This is a genomic window from Luteibacter aegosomaticola, from assembly GCF_023078475.1.
GTDB classification, from domain to species: Bacteria; Pseudomonadota; Gammaproteobacteria; order Xanthomonadales; family Rhodanobacteraceae; genus Luteibacter; species Luteibacter aegosomaticola.
This window is the reverse complement of record NZ_CP095741.1, coordinates 1,985,994-2,007,302: the sequence shown is the minus strand read 5'-3', so window position 1 is coordinate 2,007,302 and position 21,309 is coordinate 1,985,994. Positions and strand designations below refer to the sequence as shown.

21 protein-coding genes are annotated in these 21,309 nt (G+C 66.3%); 8 read left to right on the top strand and 13 right to left on the bottom strand.

The genetic code is table 11. The annotated features are described in order from the left end of the window. Positions 1-74 precede the first annotated feature (74 nt). Complete coding sequence (locus tag L2Y96_RS08775) at positions 75-1,427, bottom strand: formimidoylglutamate deiminase (protein ID WP_247335737.1); 1,353 nt, start codon at positions 1,425-1,427, stop codon at positions 75-77. A gap of 95 nt (positions 1,428-1,522) precedes the next feature. On the opposite strand from L2Y96_RS08775, the gene L2Y96_RS08770 reads away from it, so the two are divergent. The 5 genes from L2Y96_RS08770 (at position 1,523) to L2Y96_RS08750 (ending at position 8,021) form a co-directional block, all read left to right on the top strand. Beyond that, the gene (locus L2Y96_RS08770; RefSeq protein ID WP_247335735.1) at positions 1,523-3,094 is read left to right on the top strand and encodes a bifunctional GNAT family N-acetyltransferase/carbon-nitrogen hydrolase family protein; all 1,572 of its coding nucleotides are present in this window, start codon (positions 1,523-1,525) and stop codon (positions 3,092-3,094) included. After that, a complete protein-coding gene (locus L2Y96_RS08765) occupies positions 3,091-4,470 on the top strand; it encodes a chloride channel protein (protein WP_247335733.1) in 1,380 nt (459 codons plus the stop codon). The genes L2Y96_RS08770 and L2Y96_RS08765 overlap by 4 nt, the downstream gene beginning before the upstream one ends. Next, complete coding sequence (gene hutI / locus L2Y96_RS08760) at positions 4,467-5,699, top strand: imidazolonepropionase (RefSeq protein ID WP_247335731.1); 1,233 nt, start codon at positions 4,467-4,469, stop codon at positions 5,697-5,699. Before L2Y96_RS08765 ends, hutI begins: the two co-directional genes overlap by 4 nt. A gap of 88 nt (positions 5,700-5,787) precedes the next feature. Continuing rightward, complete coding sequence (locus L2Y96_RS08755) at positions 5,788-7,314, top strand: hypothetical protein (RefSeq protein WP_247335728.1); 1,527 nt, start codon at positions 5,788-5,790, stop codon at positions 7,312-7,314. Next, positions 7,311-8,021 carry a class I SAM-dependent methyltransferase gene (locus tag L2Y96_RS08750; protein ID WP_247335725.1) on the top strand — a complete coding sequence of 237 codons (711 nt, stop codon included), beginning with the start codon at positions 7,311-7,313 and terminating at the stop codon, positions 8,019-8,021. The genes L2Y96_RS08755 and L2Y96_RS08750 overlap by 4 nt, the downstream gene beginning before the upstream one ends. A gap of 52 nt (positions 8,022-8,073) precedes the next feature. On the opposite strand, the gene L2Y96_RS08745 is transcribed toward L2Y96_RS08750, so the two are convergent. From L2Y96_RS08745 to L2Y96_RS08735, 3 genes are all read right to left on the bottom strand, one after another. Next, complete coding sequence (locus L2Y96_RS08745) at positions 8,074-8,232, bottom strand: 30S ribosomal protein THX (RefSeq protein WP_247335722.1); 159 nt, start codon at positions 8,230-8,232, stop codon at positions 8,074-8,076. Positions 8,233-8,325: 93 nt separating this feature from the next. Beyond that, on the bottom strand, positions 8,326-9,294 hold the full coding sequence (locus L2Y96_RS08740; RefSeq protein WP_247335719.1) for a cation diffusion facilitator family transporter: 969 nt from the start codon (positions 9,292-9,294) through the stop codon (positions 8,326-8,328). Between the two features lie 37 nt (positions 9,295-9,331). After that, positions 9,332-9,790 (bottom strand): MerC domain-containing protein, encoded by a 459-nt coding sequence (locus L2Y96_RS08735; protein ID WP_247335717.1) that lies wholly within the window; start codon positions 9,788-9,790, stop codon positions 9,332-9,334. Positions 9,791-10,009: 219 nt separating this feature from the next. On the opposite strand from L2Y96_RS08735, the gene L2Y96_RS08730 reads away from it, so the two are divergent. Further along, positions 10,010-12,007: a TonB-dependent receptor gene (locus L2Y96_RS08730; RefSeq protein WP_247335706.1), complete on the top strand. Its 1,998-nt coding sequence runs from the start codon at positions 10,010-10,012 to the stop codon at positions 12,005-12,007. Between the two features lie 63 nt (positions 12,008-12,070). On the opposite strand, the gene L2Y96_RS08725 is transcribed toward L2Y96_RS08730, so the two are convergent. The 3 genes from L2Y96_RS08725 to gltX all read right to left on the bottom strand — a co-directional run bounded on the left by L2Y96_RS08725 (position 12,071) and on the right by gltX (position 14,352). Further along, positions 12,071-12,550, bottom strand: coding sequence for a transcriptional repressor (locus L2Y96_RS08725; RefSeq protein WP_247335704.1), 480 nt, complete (start codon positions 12,548-12,550; stop codon positions 12,071-12,073). 71 nt (positions 12,551-12,621) lie between these two features. Continuing rightward, positions 12,622-12,942, bottom strand: a complete 321-nt coding sequence (locus L2Y96_RS08720) for a hypothetical protein (protein WP_247335701.1) — start codon at positions 12,940-12,942, stop codon at positions 12,622-12,624. A 6-nt stretch (positions 12,943-12,948) separates the two neighbouring features. Then, positions 12,949-14,352 carry a glutamate--tRNA ligase gene (gene gltX / locus L2Y96_RS08715; RefSeq protein ID WP_247335698.1) on the bottom strand — a complete coding sequence of 468 codons (1,404 nt, stop codon included), beginning with the start codon at positions 14,350-14,352 and terminating at the stop codon, positions 12,949-12,951. A gap of 179 nt (positions 14,353-14,531) precedes the next feature. Here gltX and L2Y96_RS08710 point away from each other — a divergent pair, with 179 nt between their 5' ends. Together L2Y96_RS08710 and L2Y96_RS08705 are read left to right on the top strand one after the other, a co-directional pair. Next, positions 14,532-15,692 carry a glycosyltransferase family 4 protein gene (locus L2Y96_RS08710; RefSeq protein ID WP_247335695.1) on the top strand — a complete coding sequence of 387 codons (1,161 nt, stop codon included), beginning with the start codon at positions 14,532-14,534 and terminating at the stop codon, positions 15,690-15,692. Beyond that, positions 15,664-16,206, top strand: a complete 543-nt coding sequence (locus L2Y96_RS08705; RefSeq protein WP_247335692.1) for a phosphatase PAP2 family protein — start codon at positions 15,664-15,666, stop codon at positions 16,204-16,206. Before L2Y96_RS08710 ends, L2Y96_RS08705 begins: the two co-directional genes overlap by 29 nt. Here L2Y96_RS08705 and L2Y96_RS08700 read toward each other — a convergent pair. The 6 genes from L2Y96_RS08700 to truA form a co-directional block, all read right to left on the bottom strand. After that, positions 16,122-16,571 carry a hypothetical protein gene (locus tag L2Y96_RS08700; protein WP_247335689.1) on the bottom strand — a complete coding sequence of 150 codons (450 nt, stop codon included), beginning with the start codon at positions 16,569-16,571 and terminating at the stop codon, positions 16,122-16,124. The two genes, L2Y96_RS08705 and L2Y96_RS08700, sit on opposite strands and share 85 nt — an antisense overlap. A gap of 266 nt (positions 16,572-16,837) precedes the next feature. Further along, a complete protein-coding gene (gene accD, locus L2Y96_RS08695) occupies positions 16,838-17,713 on the bottom strand; it encodes an acetyl-CoA carboxylase, carboxyltransferase subunit beta (RefSeq protein WP_247335686.1) in 876 nt (291 codons plus the stop codon). 64 nt (positions 17,714-17,777) lie between these two features. Beyond that, positions 17,778-18,578: a tryptophan synthase subunit alpha gene (gene trpA / locus L2Y96_RS08690; RefSeq protein WP_247335669.1), complete on the bottom strand. Its 801-nt coding sequence runs from the start codon at positions 18,576-18,578 to the stop codon at positions 17,778-17,780. Then, a complete protein-coding gene (gene trpB / locus L2Y96_RS08685; protein WP_247335667.1) occupies positions 18,578-19,789 on the bottom strand; it encodes a tryptophan synthase subunit beta in 1,212 nt (403 codons plus the stop codon). Before trpB ends, trpA begins: the two co-directional genes overlap by 1 nt. 27 nt (positions 19,790-19,816) lie before the next feature. Beyond that, positions 19,817-20,443, bottom strand: coding sequence for a phosphoribosylanthranilate isomerase (locus L2Y96_RS08680; RefSeq protein WP_247335665.1), 627 nt, complete (start codon positions 20,441-20,443; stop codon positions 19,817-19,819). After that, on the bottom strand, positions 20,440-21,207 hold the full coding sequence (gene truA / locus L2Y96_RS08675; RefSeq protein ID WP_247335662.1) for a tRNA pseudouridine(38-40) synthase TruA: 768 nt from the start codon (positions 21,205-21,207) through the stop codon (positions 20,440-20,442). Before truA ends, L2Y96_RS08680 begins: the two co-directional genes overlap by 4 nt. Positions 21,208-21,309: the final 102 nt, after the last annotated feature.

Sequence of the window (21,309 nt, the reverse complement as noted above, 5' to 3'; positions counted from 1 at the left end):
CGATGCGAATCATGGCCCGACTAAATCACGTTTCCTGATGCAGTGCAATAGGCCAGATTCGCCTCGGTATGCGTTTACATCGCCGCGAGTTTTTTCACCGTATGGCGGTAGTCGGTAGCGGCGCGGGTCTCGGCGCTATGCACGTGGTCGCGCACGCGCCACGTGCCACCCACCATCACATCGCGAACCAGCGGCGTGTTACCTGCGAACAGGAACGTATCGATCACATCGGCTTCGTCGCGTGCCGCGAGCAGCGGCGCCTGGTCATCGAGCACGAGCAGGTCGGCACGGGCGCCCTGCCCCAGTCGTGCGATATCGGCACCCGACGCACGCCTTCCGCCATCGAGCGCACGCTGCCATAGCGCGACGCCGGTGCTTTCTTCCGGCTTACGTGAAGCGACATTGCGATGGCGCGTGACGAGGCGCTGGCCATATTCGAGCCAACGCAATTCTTCCACCGGCGAAACCGAGATATGCGAATCCGAGCCGATGCCCAGCGTGCCGCCAGCGTCGATGTAATCCGCGAGCGGGAACAGGCCATCGCCGAGATTCGCCTCGGTGGTCGGGCACAGGCCGGCCACCGCACCGCTCTGCGCGATGCGCTTCGTTTCATGGCCAGTGAGGTGCGTCGCATGGACCAGGGTCCAGCGTTCGTTGACATCGGCGTGATCGAGCAGCCACTCGACCGGGCGCGCGCCACGCACGGCGAGGCAATCCTGCACTTCACCGATCTGCTCAGCGATGTGAATGTGGATCGGGAGATCCTTCGCCACGCCCGTGGCAAGCACCGCGCGCATCGCCTCTTCCGGCACCGCGCGCAGCGAATGCAGCGCAATACCCACCTTGAGCATGTCGTGCTGCATCGGTACAAGGCGCTCGAGCAACGATACGTACTGACCCACATCGTGGCGGAAGCGCTGCTGGCGCTCGCTCAACGGGCGGCCGTCGAAGCCGCCGGTCATGTAGAGCACCGGCAACAGCGTAAGGCCAATGCCCGCCTCTTTCGCCGCCTCGATCAACGCCAGCGACATCGCCGCCGGATCGGCGTAATGCACGCCCTTCGGCCCGTGGTGCAGGTAATGGAACTCGCAGACCTGCGTGTAACCGGCCTTCACCATCTCGACATAGAGCTGGGTGGCGATGGCTTTCAGGTCGTCCGGGTTGATGGCCTCGGCGAAGGCATACATGGTCTCGCGCCAGGTCCAGAAGCTGTCTTCGCCCGGACCGCGGCGCTCGGCCAGGCCAGCCATGGCGCGCTGGAAGGCATGCGAATGCAGGTTGGGCATGCCCGGCAGCACGAAGCGGCCGATGCGCTGGCCCGCATCGCCGTTCCGAGGTGCGAAACGGCCCTCCTTCACCGCCAGGCCCGCCTCGGCCCAGGCACCATCGGTCCAGAGGAAATCGGCGGTGAAGTGCGACTGGGTCATCGGAAGAGCCTTAGGTAGGAGCGCGCTTGCGCGCGATACGCACAGGATAGCGTGCCCGTGTGAATGGCTTCACGCTGCGGGGGCATAATAGGGACATGACTGAGACCGCCCCCGCCCAGACCCCGAAGCTCACCCTCCGCCTGGCCCGTCCCGCGGATATCCCGGAACTGGTCGCCCTGACCGCCCGCGTCTACACCGCCGAGTGGGGCCATTCGGCCGAAATGCTGCAGGGCCAGCAGAACAACTTCCCCGAAGGCCAGTTCGTCGTCGAGTACGAAGGCCATATCGTGGGTTTCTGTGCCACGTTCCGTATCAACGAAGCGGTGGCCCTCGCCCCGCATACGTGGATGCAGATCACCGGCGGCGGCTTCGCCTCCAGGCACGATCCCAAGGGTGACTGGCTCTACGGCATGGAAGTGGTGGTGCACCCGGATTACCGCGGCATGCGCATTGGCCAGCGTCTTTACCAGGCCCGCAAGCGCCTGTGCACGGACCTGAAACTTCGCGGCATCGTGTTCGGCGGACGCATGCCGGGCCTGGGCCGTGCCATTGGCCGCTACGGGAGTGCGGAAGGCTATGTCCAGGCCATCGTCGATGGCAGCCGCCGCGATCCCACGCTGAGCTTCCAGCTGAAGAACGGCTTTGAAGTGATCGGGCTGTTGCGCGAATACGTGCCTTCCGACCACGAATCACTGGGCTACGCGGCCCACCTTGTGTGGCGTAACCCGCACCTGCTCAACCATCCGGATACGCCGCGCGTGTCGCACAGCCACCGCCTGCCCGATTCGGTCCGCGTGGCCTCCGTGCAGTACCAGCAGCGCCGGATCACCTCGTTCGCGGAATTCGCTACGCAGGTGGAATACTTCGTGGATATCGCGGCAGACTACGACGCGGATTTCGTCGTCTTCCCCGAGCTGATCACGCTGCAGCTGCTCTCCATCGAGAACGCCGAGCTCTCGCCGGTGGATTCGATCCGCCGCCTCTCCGAGTACTCCGATGAGGTGAAGGCGCTGTTCCATCGCCTGGCCGTGCACTTCAACATCAACATCATTGGCGGCTCGCACCCCACCCGCCAGCCGAACGGCGACATCCACAACGTCTGCTACGTGGCGCTGCGCGATGGCTCGCTGCACGAGCGCGAAAAACTGCATCCGACGCCCAGCGAGAAGAACGTGTGGAACATCACCGGCGGTGATTCCGCGGCGACGATCCAGACCGACTGCGGCCCGATCGGCGTGATGATCTGCTATGACTCCGAGTTCCCCGAGGTGGCCCGCCACCTCACCGACCAGGGTGCGCTGATCCTGTTCGTACCGTTCTGCACGGATGTACGCGAAGGCTACCTGCGCGTGCGTTACTGCTCGCAGGCCCGCGCCATCGAGAACCAGTGTTACGTGGTGCTCTCTGGCAATGTCGGCAACCTGCCCGGCGTGAACAACTTCGATATCCAGTACGGCCAGAGCTGCATCCTCACGCCCAGCGATTTCCCGTTTGCACGCGACGGCATCGCCGCGGACGCCACGCCGAACATCGAAACCGTGCTGTTCGCCGATCTGCGCCTCGAGAACCTGGCTAAGGCGCGCAACTCCGGCGCGGTGCAGAATCTCAAGGATCGCCGTTACGACCTTTACCAGGTGCGCTGGGCGCGCACCCCAGAAGCCCGATGAACGATACGACGGGGGAAGGCGCGCCCGCATCGCGCCTCGAACGCCTGCGCCAGCACGATTGGCTTTCCGCACAAGAGTGGCGCCGCCGCATCCTGTTCTGGAGTGGCGCGGTGATCGTGGGCCTCTCCGCGGTGTTCTTCGCCAAGGCCGCTGACTACGCGTACGAACTCTTCCACGGCATGGCCGAGCACGGTTGGTGGGTACCATTCCTGGTGACCCCAGCCATGTTCGCCCTGCTCTGCTGGCTCACCCAGGGCGCCATGAAAGCCACCCGCGGCTCGGGCATTCCCCAGGCCATCGCCGCCCTGAAGGTCGAAGACGAAGGGTTCCGCGACCGCCTGCTATCGCTGAAGATCGCGGTGGGCAAGATGGCGCTCACCCTCGCGGCGCTCGTCGGTGGTGCCTCGGTCGGCCGTGAAGGCCCGACCGTGCATGTCGGCGCGGGGCTGCTCTATTCCATGGGGCGCCGCTTTGGATTCGCGGAGCCCGCCGCCGCGGGCCGCTTCATCCTCGCCGGTTCCGCCGCGGGCCTCTCCGCCGCGTTCAACACGCCGCTCGCAGGTGTCGTGTTCGCGATCGAGGAAATGTCGGGCACCTTCGAGCACCGCATGAGCGGCACGCTGCTCACCGCTGTGATCGTCGCGGGCGTCGTGTCGCTCGGCGTCGTCGGCAACTACGCGTACTTCGGTGAGATCACCGCCGCGCTGCCACTGGGCAAGGCGTGGATCGCCGTATTGCTCACCGGCGTCGTGGGCGGCCTGGCCGGCGGCCTGTTCGCCCGTCTCATCATCCCGTCGGCCCGGGGCTTTCGCGGCGCGATGGCGCGCATCCGCGGCCGCCAGCCGGTGGTCTTTGCCGCGTTTTGCGGCCTGGCGCTCGTCTTGCTCAGCCTGCTGACCGCGCACGGCCTTTACGGCACGGGTTACGGCCAGGCCCGCGCCATCCTCGAGGGGCATGGCGATACCGGCCCGTTCTTCGGCGTGCTGAAGTTCCTCGGCAACATCGCATCTTCCTGGGCAGGCATCCCGGGCGGCATCTTCTCGCCCGCCCTCGCCGTCGGTGCCGGACTGGGCTCGAACATCGCCCACCTGTTGCCGGGCGCCGATACCTCCTCCGTCGTGCTGCTCGGCATGGCCGCTTATCTGGCAGGCGTCACCCAGGCTCCGCTCACCGCCACGGTGATCTCGCTCGAACTCACCGCGAACAACCAGATGGCGTTGCCGATCATGGCTGCGTGCCTGCTCGCCCGCGCCATGTCGGGCCTGGTCTGCCGCGTTCCGGTGTACAAGGCGCTGGCGGATACCCTCGTCGCATCGTATGAAGAAGAACGCGCGCGCCGCGAGGCGCCGCTGCCGCCGGATGCCGTCACACCATGACCACCGATACCCGCTGGGATTACCTGCTGCTCGATGCCGGCCTCGCCACACTGGCCGATAACGGCACGCCCTACGGCGCCATCGCCGATGGCGCGCTCGGCATCAAGGACGGGCGCATCGCGTTCGTGGGCGCCCGCACCGAACTGCCCGGCGAACCCCATAGCCTGTCGCACCGGGTCGAGTCATTGCAGGGCACCTGGATCACGCCAGGCCTCGTTGATTGCCACACCCATCTTGTCTTCGGTGGTGATCGCGCGCAGGAATTCGAGATGCGCCTGGAAGGCGCTACGTATGAAGAGATCGCGCGTTCCGGCGGCGGCATCGTCTCCAGCGTACGCGCCACGCGCAGCGCCAGCGAAGACGAACTGTTTGCGCAATCGCTACCCCGGGCGCGCGCCCTGCTCGCCGATGGCGTGACCACGCTGGAGATCAAATCCGGCTACGGCCTGGAACCTGATGCCGAACGGCGCATGCTGCGCGTCGCACGGCGCATCGGCGTGGAGCTGGGCATCGACGTGCGCACCAGCTTCCTCGGCATGCACGCGCTGCCGCCGGAATACGCCGGGCGCCGCGATGACTACGTGGCGCTCGTCTGCGACACGATGCTGCCATCGCTAGCCGAAGAAGAACTCGTCGATGCCGTCGATGCCTTCTGCGAAGGCATCGGCTTCAGCCATGCGGAAACCGAACGCCTCTTCGAAAAGGCGACGGCACTGGGCCTGCCGGTGAAGCTCCACGCCGAACAGCTCTCCGACCTGGGCGGCGCCGCGCTTGTCGCACGTTACCACGGCCTTTCCGCCGATCACCTCGAGTGGACGAGCGAGGAAGGGATCAAAGCCATGGCCGCCGCAGGGACCGTTGCCGTGCTGCTCCCCGGTGCTTACTACGCCCTGCGCGACACGCGGCCGCCGCCTATCGCCGGCTTTCGCGAGCACAGCGTGGCGATGGCCGTGGCCACCGACCTCAATCCGGGCACCTCGCCACTGCTCTCCCTACGTCTCGCCATGGGCATGGCCTGCACGCTGTTCCGCCTCACGCCCGAGGAAGCGCTGCGCGGCGCAACCCAGCACGGTGCCCGCGCACTCGGCCTGGATGACCGCGGCACGCTCGCGATCGGCCAGCGCGCCGACCTCGCCGTGTGGAACGTTCGGCACCTGCCAGAACTGTGCTACTGGATCGGCGGCAATCTGCTAAAGGAAACATGGGTGGCTGGCGAGCGCACGGTGTAATCCGAGCGATTTTTCAGAATCCTTCCATCGATCTGGCGGCAACGGTTGCCTAACATCAACAAGCTCGGGCCGCGTCCCAGGAAGCTTGTTGAACACCCTATCCATTCTCCGCAAGGCGCTGCCACGCGCATGCCTCTTCGTGTTCGCGCTGGGCGTGGCCGCGCTCGTAGGCGCGTGCGCGGAGAAACGCGATAGCAAAGCCGAAGCGGCGGAGCGCGCACGGCAGATGCGGGATGTGTCACGGATGCTCGATGCGATGGAAGACCCGGCAGAGCCCGGCGACGCCATGGCGAAAACGCCCTCCGCAATCACGGCACCGAGCCCCCCGCCGCAACCGCCGCAACCGCAGCAAGCGAGCGCCAACATGCCGTGGATGCCATGGGCAGCGGGCGCTGGCGTGTTTGCCCTGCTGGCCTGGGCGACGTTTGCCTGGCGACGCAGGCGCAAGCAAAAGCCCGTGCCCGACATGCCGTCCAGGGTCTCGATCGCCGCGCAGTTCGAGCCCACGCCGCCACCCGCTGTTACCGAGGACGAAACCATCGCAAGGACACATGCCCCGCCAGAGTGGACGTATCAACGTACCGCCTACGAAGCCCCTGCACTGCAACTCACCCTGGAGCCCGTGGACCTGCTCTCCGTACGCCGCGCCGACCCACCCGCGCCGGCTAGCAGCGTGGGTGACTCCCTGATCGCGCAGCTGCACGCCCCGGGTGCGCCAGCTCGGCTCTACCTGAGCGGCGACCGCGAACACCCCGCCATCCGCCACGTGGGCCGCCACGCCGACGACTTCGCTGCATGGGAGGGCATCCTGCGGGCCACGGCGCCAGCACCGGGTGCGGATGGCGATCTCGCACGCTGGCTACTCCCCGCCTTACTCACGCAACGCGCGGCGATCCTCGATCGCGCCGAAGCGGCACGCGCCGGCGATGAAGCCCTTGCGCTCTGCCACGCCGCACTCGCGACCTGCACGACCGCGGAGCGCCCCTGGTGGCGGGCCCAGCTCCTGCGCACGGAACTGGGCCGGATCAGCCGCCAATCCGGCGCGTCGCGGCTGCTCGCCCTGCGCGACCTTGGCGGCGACGGCCAGGATCAGGAGGCGCCCCCGCTCGACGCATGGATCGACATCCACCTGGCTTGGTCGCGCTGGCTCGTCGGCATAGCGGTACGAGCCCGGCTCGATCTTGCCGATGCCGTCTGCGCACGCCTGGCGTTGCACGCCCCTGCGCATGCCGAGCGCCGCCGTGCGGAAATCGTCCTGTACCGCGCACGCGCGGAAAAAGGCGACGCGCAGCTAGCTTCACTCGACGAGGCATTAACACGCCTCGACACGGCCCTCGGGGACCCTGCCTCCTTGCTGCTCGCGGCTGAATGCGAGCACCAGCGCGCCACGCTGCTTCCACCCGCTGATGCCGCCGATGCCTGCTCACTCGCGCTCGGTTACGCCTTCAGCGCGGGGCAACACCCGGCATGGCACATCGCATCGCTCGAACTGCGACTCGCCATCCAGGCCACTTTCGAACGCCTTCCAGGCCACACGGCGAGCGGCGACATCGCCGGCGCCCTGCGCCGCGAACTGGCCGACGCCCGCTCCCTCCTCTACCCCGGAACCCCATGACCCGCGCCAAGAACCCACCGCTGCTAACGACCCGCTACGGTGTCGCCGCCCCTACCACGAGCGACACCCCCGCCGCGCGCTCCCTGCGGCTCTACGGCGAATGGGCCGAACAGGAAACCGACATCCTGAGTGGTGTCGTTACCGATGGCCACGTCGTCGTCGAAGTTGGTGGCGAGCATGGCGCGCATACGCTCTGGCTGGCACGCGCCGTCGGTGACACAGGCGTCGTGCACGTCGTTGAACCGCGCCGCCTGCCGTTCCAGCAACTGTGTGCCAACGTCGCCCTCAACCAGCTCGGCAACGTGTACACCCACCATGCATGGTTCGGCGCGAACACGGGCGTGGAAGACCTCGATGGCGAACCGACCCGCCGCACCACGCTCGACGACCTCGACCTGCCCGCCGTGCATCTGCTGAAGGTGAGCCTGCCCGATGCCTTGCCCGGCCTGCTGGCAGGTGCTGCGCGGGCGCTCCACCAACATCGCCCGCTGATCTACGCCCGCCTCGGTGGCGTGGCATCTGCTGAGCGCGAAGTGGACGCGGTGAAGGCCCTGGGCTATCGCGCGTGGTCGCATACACCGCGCCTGTTCAATCCGGACAACCACGCGAACGAATCCCGCAACGTGTTCCCCGGCCTGGTCAGCTGCAACCTCATCGCCGCCCACCCGGAGAGCGGCATGGAGTTCGAGGACCTCCCCGAACTCTAGGCAACAAAAAACCCCGCCAGGGCGGGGTTTTTCGTGTCACGCCGAGAAGGGATCAGGCCTTCTTGCGCGGAGCTGCCTTCTTGGCCGCTGCCTTGGCGGCAGCCGGCTTGGCAACAGCGGCGCCGGACACGATATCGACGTGCGGACGTGCATTGCCGTAGCTGGAACGGTAGATCTTGCCGCGACGGGTGCGACGATCGCCCTTGCCCATGGGAAACTCCTTGATGCTGGTAATGGAGAGAAACGGCCGATCATCGTATCAGCGGCCGCGTAAATGGCAAGGGTCCGGGCTAATCGGACCCTGTCAGTGGCTGTGCCGGCCGTCCTGCCCGCAGCCTTCCAGCTCGTCCGGACATTCACCCGGGTCAAACTGTACCGTGGCGTGGCCCACCTGCCAGCGCTCGCTGAGGGTCGTCTTGATCGCCGTGAGAACACGCGCCTGATCGGCCCCGGGAGCCAGCTCAGCGTGAAGCGTGGCCATCCGCGAACCGGCGGTCATCTGCCAGACGTGGACGTGATGGATGTCCAGGATCGCCGGATCGGACGCGTGGAGCACCTTCGTGACCTCGTCCAGGTGCACGCCCTCGGGCGTACCTTCCAGCAGGATGTGGCCGGAACGCCGCAGGAGCGACCAGGCGCTGCGCAGGATCAGCAGCGACACCAGGATCGACAGGACCGGATCGGCCCAGAGCCAGCCCATCCACATGACCGCCAACGCCGCCAGCACCGCCGCCACGGACCCCAGCAAATCGCCGAGAACGTGCAGGCTCGCGCCAGCGATATTCACGTCATCGGGGTCGTGGCCATGCAAGGTGCGCAAGACCACCACGTTGGCGACAAGGCCCACGCCGGCGACGACGAGCATGATCTTGGACAGGATCGGCTCGGGATGGAAAAGCCGCTGGACGGCTTCGAAAATAATGAACGCGACCAGGGCGAACTGGGTGAGCGCGTTGACGAAGCCCGCCAACACCTCGATGCGGCCATAGCCGTACGTGCGCCGCGCATCCGCCGGCCGCGCGGCGAAACGCGCGCCAAGGAAGGCCAGAAGCAGCGCCAGGGCGTCGACCAGCATGTGCCCGGCATCCGCAAGCAGCGCCAGCGAACCGGAAACGAGGCCGCCCGCGGCTTCCACCAGCAGCATGACAAGGGTGAGCACGAAGGCGAAAAGCAGCTTCTTTTCGCTACTGCCTTCGAAATGCGAGTGATCGTGCGAATGATCATGCGCGTGGCCATGCGAATGGCCGTGCGCGTGGGCGTGGTCGTGTGACATGGGGCGAAGGCTAGGTGCTGCGGCGCCGGTTACACAATCACGGGTGGGCGCAGGTGGGGCCGTGGATATGCCCGGCATGCCCGCTGTGGTCGACCCGGAGGTTGATGAAGTGCGCCGTGGCGACCAGCAACCCACCGATCGTGACCAGCACGCTATGGATCAACAGCGAATCGCTGTGCAGGAACGTCACGCCCAGGACCAGCAGCAACAGGCCCGGCACGGCGAACGCAAACGGCAGGCGACGGCGGTGGCGGCGGTAACCCGACACCAGGGCGGCCATGGCGAGGACACAGGCACAGGAGACGAAGATTTCCTCGAACCGGTGGTTGGCCAGGAACGACAGGCCCAGCAGCGGCAGCGCCGCGATAACGAACGGCAGCAACGCGCAGTGGATAGCGCACAGGAACGACGCCGTGGCTCCCAACCGGTCGGCCGCATGCCACCAGCGACGGCGGGTCTCGGGGGTAACGATGGGAGCGAGCGTGGGTTCGGTCATGGAGTGCATAGCGTGGGGTTTTGCACAGGTCGAATCAAGCAATGGTACTTTATAACATTGCTCCGGCGCCACACCCGTCAGGGCGGGCTTTCCACCGCCTTGTCGGCTACGCGGCCCGCCTTTCAGCGGCCTTTCAAAAATTCGTGACTTCTTGCGCTGAACGGCACCCGACGTGATACTTTATAACATCACATCAAGAAGCCACGGAGTTCCACCCCGATGCGTAAGACCCTTCTCGCCCTGACCCTGGCCGCCACGTTCGGCCAGGCGATGCCCGCCCTTGCTGACGACACCGCCCAGGACACCCAGACCGATGCCCAGGGCAAATCGAAGAAGCATGTCGACAAGCTCGAGGGCATCGTGGTGAACGCCGTCCCGGGCGGCCGCAGCGCGGACCAGATCGTGGCACCGGTGGCCGTGCTGGCCGGCTCGGCACTGGATGACGCCAAGGGCGTCTCCCTCGGCGAAACCGTCTCTTCGATTCCCGGCGTCCAGACGTCGGCGCTCGGTACCGCCGTGGGCCGCCCGGTGATCCGCGGCCTCGATGGTCCGCGTGTCGCGGTGCTGGAAAACGGCCTGTCCTCCCAGGACGTCTCGAACGTCAGCCAGGACCACGCGGTGACTCTCGAGCCCTTCCTCGCCGACCAGATCGAAGTGCTGAAAGGCCCGGCCACCCTGCTCTACGGCTCCGGCGCGATCGGCGGCGTGGTCAACGTGGTCGATGGCCGTATCCCGGAGAAGGCGCCGGAGAACGGCTTCGCCGGCCGCGCCGAAGTCCGTACCGATTCGGTTTCCGACGGTAAGACCGGCCTCGCCCGCTTCGATGCAGGTAACGACCAGTTCGCGATCCACATCGACGGCATGCATCGCGACAACAAGGATTACGACATCCCGGGCGGCACCCTCGCCAACAGCGCGGTGAAGACCACCTCGGGTTCGGTGGGCGCCTCGTTGCTGGGCTCGTGGGGCTACCTGGGCCTCTCCGTCTCGCGCTTTATGGATCTTTACGGCAGCCCCGCCGAGCCGGGCGATGCCGCTGAAGGCGAAGATCCGGTGCACATCAAGATGGCGCAGACGAACTACACCCTGAAGGGTGGCCTCGTGCAGCCGATCGATGGCATCAGCAAGATCGAATTCAGCCTTGGCCACGGCGCGTACCAGCACGTGGAATTCGAAGGCGACGCACCAGGAACGACGTTCTCCACCGATAGCAACCAGGGCCGCCTCGTGGTGACCCACGACGACTTCGGCGGCTGGGTGGGTTCGTTCGGCGTGCAGACCCAGCACCGCAAGTTCGCTGCCGTGGGTGAAGAGACCTTCGTGCCGGCGACCACGACCAAGGGCGCAGGCGTATTCCTCACCGAAACGCGTGACTTCGGCCCGGTGAAGGTGGAACTCGGCGCGCGTCACGACAAGCAGAGCGTGCAGCCGGTCGATGGCGCCAAGCGCAATTACTCGCCAAACAGCTTCTCCGCGGGCTTTGCCTACCGCTTCGCCGAACAGTGGCACCTGTCACTGAACCTCGACCACGCCGAACGCGCGCCGTCGGAAGAAGAACTGTTCGCGAACGGCCCGCACGAGGCCTCGAACACCTTTGAAATCGGCACCGACCTGGGCAAGGAAAAATCCAACCAGGCGGAACTGGGCCTGCACTTCCACGGCGATGTCGTCGAGGGCAAGGTCGCGGTGTACTACAACCGGTACAAGAACTTCATTTACCTCGCCGACACCGGCCTGGTGGAAGACGACCTGCCGGTGCGCACGTGGTCGCAGAACGATGCCAAATTCCGCGGTGCGGAAGCGGAAGCCACCTTCCATCTTTCCGATAGCCCGGCCGGCCACTGGGACCTGCGCGTGTTCGGCGATACCGTGCGCGCCACGCTGAGCGACGGCGGCGGCAACGTGCCGCGCATCCCGGCGGGCCGCGTCGGTTCCACCCTGAGCTGGAGCGCCGATAGCCTGCGCGCGAATGTCGGCGCGGTGCGCTACATGAAGCAGGACAAGGTGGCGGCGTTTGAGACCGATACCGCGGGCTACACGCTGGTGAACGCGCACTTCGGCTGGACCTTCGTCAATGACGAACGCAGCCAGTGGGAAGCCTTTGTCGACGGCAACAACCTCACCAACCAGACGGCCCGCCCGGCCACATCGCTGTTCAAGGACGTGGCACCGATGCCAGGCCGCAATGTATCCGTAGGCGTTCGCGCCTATTTTTAAGGGATACGCGACGGGGCACCGCAGTGATGCGGCGCCCCGTTTTTTATGCGCTTACGAAACGGCTTACGACTCGCGGCAGTTCTTGCAGATGCCGTGGACTTCGAGGGTCTGTGCCTGCGGGCGGAAACCGAAGGCCTTGGCCTGGGCTTCGATCAGGTCGGCGACACGCTCGTCGCAGACTTCCTGCGCGCACTGGCACTTGTCGCAGATGAGGAACGGCACCTGGTGCGACTCCGCCGGATGGTGGCAGGAGACGTAGGCGTTGATCGATTCCAGCTTGTGGATGAAGCCGTTCTCGAGCAGGAAATCGAGCGCGCGATACACCGTGGGCGGCGCGGCGTTGCCGTGCTTCTCGCGCAGGCGATCGAGCAGGTCGTAGGCCTTCACGGGCTTGCCCGCCTCGGCCACCAGTTCCAGTACCTCGCGGCGCAGCGGCGTGAGGCGCAGGCCACGCTCGTTCGAGGCGAGCTCCACCGCCTCGACGAAGCCGCGGGCGTCATCGTGGTGGTCGTGATCGTGATGGTGGCTGGCGTGAGTGCTCATGGCTGTGATTCTAACATGAGGCCAGCCTTGCGTTTTTCGAGTCCGGGAGGGCTTGCGAGGGCGTGCCGGCGTTAAGGGCCCCGCTTAAGCGGAGGCGGCTGTCGCTGCGGGGGCACGGGGCCGCTACGCGGCAACGGAGGCGGCTCGACAGCCTTGCGCGGCAGGAAGGGCACGGCCCAGCCGAACGGGCCCAGCACCAGCGAAGCGACCACGGTGGCCGTAAAGCGGCCGCGCCACCAACCCAGTAGCGCGCCCACCACGATGAAGACCACCTGCCAGGCGATGAGCTGGCCCCAGGGGACCAGCCGCATCAGGTTCATGAAGATGGTGAAGAACGCCCCGGGCGCCTGGGGATCGACGCCCTGCGTGGCTTTGGCGAGGAGTTCTTCCACAATCCGTCAGGCAGTGGCCTTGGCCACGGCGGCGTCGATGCGGGCCAGGGCACCGTCGCGCCCGCACAGGTAGATGGTGTGCTCGATGGACGGCGAGACCTGGGTGCCGGTCATCGCCACGCGCAGCGGCGCGGCCACCTTGCCCATGCCCAGCTCCAGCGCCGCAGCGGCCTGCTCGACCGCCCCATGGATGGCTGCGGGGGTCCACTCCGGCAGCGCCGCGAGCAGTTCCTTCGCCTTCGCCAACACCGTGGGTGCCGTTTCGGTGCGCAGGTGCTTCTCGATGGCCTTGTCGTCCCACTCGGTCAGCGGGCCGTACCAGATCTTCGCGCGCTCAGCCATTTCCACGAAGGTCTGCACACGGTCGCGCAAGGCCACGACCACGTCGGCCGGGTTCGGGCCATTGGCCGGATCGATGCCGATGCGCTGCAGGTGGTACGCGAGCTCGGGGCCAAGGGCCGCCGGGTCGTCGGTCTTCAGGTAATGCTGGTTCAGCCACGAGAGCTTGGTGACATCGAAGCGCGAGGCCGCCTTGTTCACGTCGGCCGCATCGAACAGCTCGATCATCTCGCCCACGGAGAAGATTTCCTGGTCGCCATGCGACCAACCCAGGCGAACCAGGTAGTTCAGCAGCGCGTGCGGCAGGAAGCCGTCTTCGCGGTACTGCATGACGCTGACCGCGCCGTGGCGCTTTGACAGCTTCTGGCCATCCGGGCCCAGGATCATCGGCAGGTGCGCGAATTCCGGCACCGGCGCGCCAAGCGCCTTGTAGATGTTGATCTGGCGCGGCGTGTTGTTCACATGGTCGTCGCCACGGATCACCTCGGTGATGCCCATGTCGATATCGTCGACCACCACCGCGAAGTTGTAGGTGGGGAAGCCATCGGAGCGGAAGATCACCAGGTCGTCGAGCTCGGTGTTCGCCCACTCGATGCGGCCCTTCACCTTGTCATCGAACACCACCGAGCCCGAGGTCGGGTTCTTGAAGCGGATGACGCGGTTCGGGTCGTCGCGGAGCGGCTCGTTGCGATCGCGGTAATAGCCGTTGTAACGCGGCTTCTCGCCCGCGGCCATGGCGGCATTGCGCATGGCCTCGATCTCTTCCTTGGTCTCGTAGGCGTAATACGCCTTGCCCTCACGGAGCAGCTGGTCGGCCACTTCGCGGTAACGGTCCATGCGCAGGGTCTGGTAGTACGGGCCCTCGTCGTGCGACAGGCCGAGCCAGTTCATGCCGTCGAGGATGGCCTGGACGGCCTCCTGGGTGGAACGCTCGCGGTCCGTATCCTCGATGCGCAGGATGAATTCGCCGCCGCGACGGCGCGCTTCGAGCCAGCAGTACAGCGCGGTGCGCGCGCCGCCGATGTGCAGGTAGCCGGTGGGACTGGGGGCGAAACGGGTACGGACGGTCATCGTGGGGTCATGGGTTTAGCGGGTAGAACGAGGATTTTATCCGGATCGGACGGAACCTGCTGCGCCCTGGTCCATTCGCCGATTTCGCGGGTACCTGTCATATCCCAGTCATGCCGCGATAACCGGCGCGACACGGCCCGACGAGACCATGGGTCAACAAGGCCAGAAGGGTCACCGCCATGCGAGTCGGCATCGTTACCGAGACCTACGCACCGGACGTGAACGGCGTCGCCCTCACCGTCCAGTCACTCGCCCGCGGCCTCGTCCGCCGCGGCCATGCCGTCGACCTTATCCGCCCGATCCACGCTGCCACCCCGCCCCTGGCGGATGCCGGCATGGATGTGCTCGAAGTAGAAGGTGCCTCCCTCCCCCGCTACGCAGGCCTGCGCTTTGGCCTGCCGGCACGCTTCCGCATCGAGCGCCGCTGGCGCACCGAACGGCCGGATGCCATCTACGTGGCCACGGAAGGCCCCCTGGGCTGGAGTGCGGTGAGCGCCGCCCGGCGCCTCGGCATCCCGGTCGCCACCGGCTTCCACACCCGCTTTGATTTCTACGTCGGCCACTATGGGTTCGGCGCGCTGACGCCAGTGGTTCGCCGCTACCTCGCCCGCTTCCATCGCCGCGCCCAGGCCACCCTGGTGCCGACGGGCCAGCTCGCAGGCGAGCTCAACGACCTTGGCGTGCATGACGTACGCGTGCTGCGCCGCGCCGTGGATACCGTTCGCTTCCACCCGGAACGCCGCAACGACGAATTACGCCAGGCCTGGGGCGTTGGCCCGGATACGCCAGTCGTACTGAGCGTTGGCCGGGTCGCCTCCGAAAAGAATCTCCACGTGGTGATCGACGCGTACCGGGCCTTGCTCCGCCGCGCACCCGATGCCCGCTGCGTCATCGTCGGCGACGGCCCGGAGCGGGCCGCGCTCGAAGCGGCAAATCCGGACGTTATCTTTGCCGGCACGCGTCGCGGCGATGAACTCGCGGCGTTCTACGCCAGCGCGGACGTGTTCGTCTTCCCGAGCCTCACCGAAACCTTTGGCAACGTGGTCCTGGAAGCCATGGCCTCGGGCATCCCGGTGGTGGCGTATGCCGAAGCCGCCGCGCGCGAATACATCCGCAACGGCCAGAACGGTATTCGTGTGGCTCCGGGCAACGAAGGTGGCCTGATCGAACGCGCTGCCACGCTTGGCGCCGACCCGACGGTACGCGAAGCGATGGGCCGTGCCGCCCGCGCCTCCGTGGCAGGGCTGTCACCGGAATCGGTCGTCACGCAGTTTGAATCCATCATGCAATCGCTCGCCGAGGAGAACCTCCATGAACGCAGCACCGCCGTCGCCGCGTAGAGCGAACCTCGACCGCCGCATGTGCGTCGCCGCCAACCGCTGGGGCGCGCGCCGTGCGATCGGTGTCTTCTTCGGCATGATCAGCCGCCTGGGCGATGGCGTGTTCTGGTACGCGCTGATGAGCGTGATCGCACTGGTCGGCGGCCTGCACGGCCTGGCCGTCGCGGTGCAGATGGCACTCACCGGACTCACCGCACTGATGATGTACCGCGTGCTGAAGCGCTGGACGAAGCGCCCGCGCCCCTTCCGCTCGTGCCCGGGTGTGATCGCGCACGTGCCGCCACTGGATGAGTTCAGCTTCCCGTCGGGACACACACTGCAGGCGGTGGCGTTCACCGTGGTGGCTGTGGCGCATTACCCGGTGCTGGCGCCGTTCCTTATCGGCTTCGCGGCTCTCATCGGCGCATCACGCGTGATTCTTGGCCTGCATTACCCCAGCGACGTGCTGGCTGCCACGGCGATCGGTGGCAGTCTTGGCACGTTGTCGCTGTGGCTGGAGCGCGTGATTTTTTGAGGCGCCTCGCCAAAGCTCACGTGAACGGACGCAGCCGTTGCCTTGTAGAGGCCGAACAGGATCCCTAGAACGGCTGCGCCGCCCAGAATCAGGGTTTTCCAGGTCTTCAGGGAATCCACGTCCTCCCTGGTCGCTTCCGCCAGGCCCCTGAGGTGTTTCAGTTCCGTCTCGATACGCGGAATGGAATCTTTCACCCGCCCCAATTCCCTCTCGATACGCGGGACGGAATCCTTGAACCTGCTCAGCTCCACCTCGATACGCGGAAGAGCATCCTTGAGTTGAAGGAGAATCGCGTACGACAGATCGCCGCCTGGCGCGGGCGCAAACGTCGTGATCGATGGCTTGAGAGTTCGCGTCTGGCTCATGGTGCACCTCCCCTTTAGAGGGCCTTGGTTGCGGAAGTCGCACTGTGAAGTGACGCGACGCGCAAGTCCAACCCGCAGCGACGCAAACTGTGCCGGCACGCAAGCCAACCTCATGAAACACGCGCTGAAACAGCCACATGGAGTCCAGCCACCCTCAAGTGCCTGTGTGACTTCATTGATGCACAGTGAAGACGCGAGCGCCGCAGGCTTGAGATCGCGCTCATCAGCGATGTAAAAAACCCCGCCGAAGCGGGGTTTTTTGTGGATCAGGCCGCGTCAACGCGTGGCATCTTTTCCATGATGCCGAGCATGGCGCCCAGCTTTTCGCGCATCTCGCGGCGGTCGACGATCATGTCGACAGCACCGTGGTCCACCAGGAACTCCGGCCGCTGGAAGCCTTCCGGCAGGGTCTCGCGCACGGTCTGCTCGATAACGCGCGGACCGGCGAAGCCGATGAGTGCCTTCGGCTCGGCGACATTGAGGTCGCCCAGCATGCCGAGCGACGCGGACACGCCCCCCGTGGTCGGGTGAGTAAGTACCGAGATGTACGGGACGCCGGCCTCGTGCATACGCGCGATGGCAGCAGAAGTCTTCGCCATCTGCATGAGCGAGAACAGGCCTTCCTGCATGCGCGCGCCACCGGTTGCCGAGAAGCACACCAGCGCGCTCTTCTCCGCCAGCGCCTTCTCAGCCGCACGAGCGAACTTCTCGCCCACGACCGAGCCCATCGAGCCACCCATGAACGCGAACTCGAACGCCACCGAAACCAGCGGGCGGCCGAGCAGCTTGCCGGACATAGCGATCAGCGCATCCTTCTCGCCCGTGCTCTTCTGCGCGGCGACGATGCGGTCCTTGTACTTCTTCTGGTCCTTGAACTTGAGCGCGTCGACCGGCTCGAGCTTGGCCCACAGCTCCGTCGTGCTGCCTTCGTCAAAGAACGAAAGCAGGCGCGTGCGCGCGCCGATCGCATGGTGGTGGCCGCACTTCGGGCACACCATCAGCGACTTCTCGAGCTCCGGCTTGTACAGCACGGTGCCGCAGCCGGCGCACTTTTCCCACACGCCCTCGGGAACCTTGCCCTTGCCGCCAGCGGCTGCCGGGGCACGGGTTTTCGGGGTCATGATTTTCTGAAGCCAGTTCATCGAGTCTCTCCCAATATCGCGGTGGATCGCGCGCGAGCGCGCTCCTACAACTGCACTAGCCCGATCAGCGGGCGTCTAGCGCGGCGCGGATCGGAGCCAGGAATGCCTTCGCTCGGCCAGCGGCATCTTCCGCCGTGGCCGCGCCAGCAAGGCGATCGACCAGGGCGCTGCCAATGACCACGGCGTCGGCGAACTCGCCGATCGCCCTGGCCGAATCGGCATCACGCACGCCAAAGCCCACGGCCACCGGCGCCTTCGACCGCGCGCGGATACCCGCGACGCGCTCGGCGATCTGGCCGGTGCTGAGCTGGGCCGCGCCGGTGATGCCAGCGAACGACACATAATACAGGAAGCCCGATGCCGCCTCGCAAAGGCGCGCCAGGCGCCCCTCGGCGGTGGTCGGCGAGGCCAGGAGGATCTGGTCGAGACCAGCGTCGCGGAGCGACTTCAGCACAGCGGATTCCTCCAGCGGGCAATCCACCATCAGGACGCCATCCACACCAGCTTCCACGGCATCTTCGGCGAACGAGCCGTATCCGTACATTTCCACCGGGTTGAGGTAACCCATCAGGACGATCGGGGTCTCGTCATCCGTCTCACGGAACGCTGCGATCCAGGCGAGGATGTTGTGCAGGCCCACGCCCTTCTCGATCGCCCGCTCGGAAGCGTGCTGGATGACCGGGCCGTCGGCCATCGGGTCGGAGAACGGTACACCGAGCTCGATGATGTCGGCACCGGCGGCCACGAGGCCATGGAGCAACGACACCACATGGTCCGGCGAAGGATCACCCGCCGTGACGAAGGTGACCAGGCCGGTGCGGCCGGCCTGCTTGAGTTCTGCAAAGCGTTTTTCGATGCGGCTCATCAGATCTCGATCCCTTCGCGCGCGGCAATCGTGTGCACGTCTTTATCGCCACGACCGGAGAGGTTGGCGAGGACCAGGCCATCCTTCGGCAGCTCGCGGGCCAGCTTGATCGCCTGGGCGATCGCGTGGCTGGATTCCAGCGCGGCGAGGATGCCCTCGGTGCGCGCCAGCAGATGGAAAGCTTCGAGCGCTTCGTCGTCAGTGACACCGACGTAATCCGCGCGGCCAGCATCCTTCAGGAAGGCATGTTCAGGACCCACGCCCGGGTAGTCGAGGCCGGCGGACACCGAGTGCGTCTCGATGATCTGGCCGTTCGCATCCGAAAGCACATAAGTGCGATTACCGTGCAGCACGCCCGGCTTGCCCGCGGCGAGCGAGGCAGCGTGGCGCCCGGTCTCGATACCATCGCCCGCCGCCTCGGCACCGACGATGCGGACATCGCGGTCGTTGAGGAAGGCATGGAACAGGCCGATCGCGTTGGAACCGCCGCCTACGCAGGCCGTGATCACGTCCGGCAGGCGGCCGAACTGCTCAAGCGTCTGCGCACGCGCTTCGCGGCCGACGATGGCGTTGAAGTCGCGCACCATCTGCGGATACGGATGCGGGCCGGCAACGGTGCCGATGATGTAGAAGGTATCGGCGACGTTGGTGACCCAGTCGCGCATCGCTTCGTTCAGTGCATCCTTGAGCGTCTGCGAGCCCGAGGTGACCGGCACCACTTCCGCGCCGAGCAGGCGCATGCGGTACACGTTGATCTTCTGCCGCTCGATATCTACGGCGCCCATGTACACCACGCACTTCTGGCCCATGCGCGCCGCCACGGTGGCACTGGCCACGCCGTGCTGGCCCGCGCCGGTCTCGGCAATGATGCGGTTCTTGCCCATGTGCCGGGCGACCAGCGCCTGGCCCACGGTGTTGTTGATCTTGTGCGCGCCGGTGTGGTTCAGGTCCTCGCGCTTGAGGATGATGCGCGCGCCACCCACGTGCCTGGTGAGCCGTTCGGCGAAGTACACCGGGCTGGGGCGGCCCACGTAGTACTTGAGATCGCGATCGAGCTCGGCGATGAACGCGGGATCCTGGCGCAGGCGCTCGTAGGCAGCCGTAAGTTCGGCCAGCGGCTCCATGAGCGTTTCGGCCACGTAGATGCCGCCGTAATCGCCGAAGCGCCCGTGCGCGTCGGGATAGGCGTGGAAATCCGGGATCTGGGTCATTGCGGTACCGTGTGTTGCTGAAAGGGGCTACGCGCTGGGGACGGCGCGCACGGCGGCGAGGAAGCGTTCCATCTTAGCCCGATCCTTCAGGCCCGGCGATGTCTCGATGCCGCTCGAGAGGTCCACGCCCCAGGGCCGCGCCACGCGGATCGCTTCCGCGATATTTTCCGCCGTAAGTCCACCGGCGAGCACGAGGGGTTGCGTCAGGTCGTGCGGCATGTGCGACCAGTCGAAACGCTGGCCGCTACCGCCGGTTTCGCCCAGCCCGTGGCCATCGAGCAGCAGGCCGGTGGCACGCGGGTAGGCACGCAGGCGCGGCAAGGCGCCCTCGCCTTCGCCCATGGCGATGGCCTTGAGGTAGCGCACGCCGTGGGCGGCACAGGCGTCATCCGTTTCCACGCCGTGGAACTGGAGCATATCGGGGCGCACGCGCCGGACGATCTCGTCGACGTAGGCAGGCTCGTCATCCATCACCAGCACCACGCTGGTGACGAAGGGCGGCACGGCATCGCGCAGCGCGATCGCCTGGTCGATATCGACAAAGCGCTTGCTCTTGCGGGTCATGACGAAACCGATGGCATCCACGCCGAGCTGCGCGGCGGCCTGTACATCGTCGACGCGGGTGAAACCACAGTACTTGACGCGTGTCGTCACAGGGTCACCTCATCGGGCAGGCCCCAGTGGGCCTCGTAACGCGGGCCCAGGAAAGTCAGGCCTTCCGCGGGCGCGGTGGCTCCAGCGACATCGCGATTCCGGCCTTCCAGCAGTTCAGCCATCCATTCGACGGACTGCTCGCCACGGCCGATCGGGATCAGCGAACCCACGATATTGCGGACCATGTGGTGCAGGAACGCATTGGCCTCGATCTCGACCACGATGTGGATATCGTCCTGGAACACGCGGATGTTGCGCACGTTCCGGCGCGCATGCGCAGCCTGGCAGGAGATGGCGCGGAACGCGGAAAAATCATGTTCGCCAACGATCGCCTGTGCGGCCTCGTGCATGCGCGCGGCATCGAGCGCTTTCTTTTCCCATGCGACAAAGCGCGCATCCAGCGCCGGGCGCACGAAGCGCGGCAGCAAGCGGTAGCGGTAACGGCGGGCGCGGGCGGAAAAGCGCGCGTGAAAATCGTCGGCGACCGGCTGGGCCCAGGTCACCGCCATGCTGCGCGGCAGGTTGGAGCAGGCGCCAAGCACCCAGCCGCGCATGTCACGCACCACCTCGGTATCGAAATGGACCACCTGGCAACGGCCATGCACGCCCGCATCGGTGCGGCCGGCGGCAGTGGTTTCGATGGGCTCGTGGGCGACGAAGGAAAGGGCTTCCTCCAGGGCGCCCTGCACGGTCTTCGCATGGCTCAGCCGCTGCCAGCCAAAGAAGTCGGTGCCGTCGTATTCGACGCCTAGGGCGATGCGCATGGGGTATCTGGACGGGGGAAACCCTGAAGGTTACCCCGGAACGACGGTGGGAGCGAGCTTGCGAGCGATGGCCCCGGCGAGGGGTATCGCGCGCCAGCCCGC

What these genes read in the sequence shown, in the direction of transcription:
- L2Y96_RS08725 (WP_247335704.1), bottom strand. Translation starts at nt 12,550, where the DNA reads ATGAGCACTCACGCCAGCCACCATCACGATCACGACCACCACGATGAC.
- L2Y96_RS08740 (WP_247335719.1), bottom strand. Translation starts at nt 9,294, where the DNA reads ATGTCACACGACCACGCCCACGCGCACGGCCATTCGCATGGCCACGCG.
- trpA (WP_247335669.1), bottom strand. Translation starts at nt 18,578, where the DNA reads ATGAGCCGCATCGAAAAACGCTTTGCAGAACTCAAGCAGGCCGGCCGC.
- L2Y96_RS08710 (WP_247335695.1), top strand. Translation starts at nt 14,532, where the DNA reads ATGCGAGTCGGCATCGTTACCGAGACCTACGCACCGGACGTGAACGGC.
- L2Y96_RS08745 (WP_247335722.1), bottom strand. Translation starts at nt 8,232, where the DNA reads ATGGGCAAGGGCGATCGTCGCACCCGTCGCGGCAAGATCTACCGTTCC.
- truA (WP_247335662.1), bottom strand. Translation starts at nt 21,207, where the DNA reads ATGCGCATCGCCCTAGGCGTCGAATACGACGGCACCGACTTCTTTGGC.
- accD (WP_247335686.1), bottom strand. Translation starts at nt 17,713, where the DNA reads ATGAACTGGCTTCAGAAAATCATGACCCCGAAAACCCGTGCCCCGGCA.
- hutI (WP_247335731.1), top strand. Translation starts at nt 4,467, where the DNA reads ATGACCACCGATACCCGCTGGGATTACCTGCTGCTCGATGCCGGCCTC.
- L2Y96_RS08750 (WP_247335725.1), top strand. Translation starts at nt 7,311, where the DNA reads ATGACCCGCGCCAAGAACCCACCGCTGCTAACGACCCGCTACGGTGTC.
- L2Y96_RS08730 (WP_247335706.1), top strand. Translation starts at nt 10,010, where the DNA reads ATGCGTAAGACCCTTCTCGCCCTGACCCTGGCCGCCACGTTCGGCCAG.
- L2Y96_RS08705 (WP_247335692.1), top strand. Translation starts at nt 15,664, where the DNA reads ATGAACGCAGCACCGCCGTCGCCGCGTAGAGCGAACCTCGACCGCCGC.
- L2Y96_RS08770 (WP_247335735.1), top strand. Translation starts at nt 1,523, where the DNA reads ATGACTGAGACCGCCCCCGCCCAGACCCCGAAGCTCACCCTCCGCCTG.
- gltX (WP_247335698.1), bottom strand. Translation starts at nt 14,352, where the DNA reads ATGACCGTCCGTACCCGTTTCGCCCCCAGTCCCACCGGCTACCTGCAC.
- L2Y96_RS08775 (WP_247335737.1), bottom strand. Translation starts at nt 1,427, where the DNA reads ATGACCCAGTCGCACTTCACCGCCGATTTCCTCTGGACCGATGGTGCC.
- L2Y96_RS08765 (WP_247335733.1), top strand. Translation starts at nt 3,091, where the DNA reads ATGAACGATACGACGGGGGAAGGCGCGCCCGCATCGCGCCTCGAACGC.
- L2Y96_RS08735 (WP_247335717.1), bottom strand. Translation starts at nt 9,790, where the DNA reads ATGACCGAACCCACGCTCGCTCCCATCGTTACCCCCGAGACCCGCCGT.
- L2Y96_RS08700 (WP_247335689.1), bottom strand. Translation starts at nt 16,571, where the DNA reads ATGAGCCAGACGCGAACTCTCAAGCCATCGATCACGACGTTTGCGCCC.
- trpB (WP_247335667.1), bottom strand. Translation starts at nt 19,789, where the DNA reads ATGACCCAGATCCCGGATTTCCACGCCTATCCCGACGCGCACGGGCGC.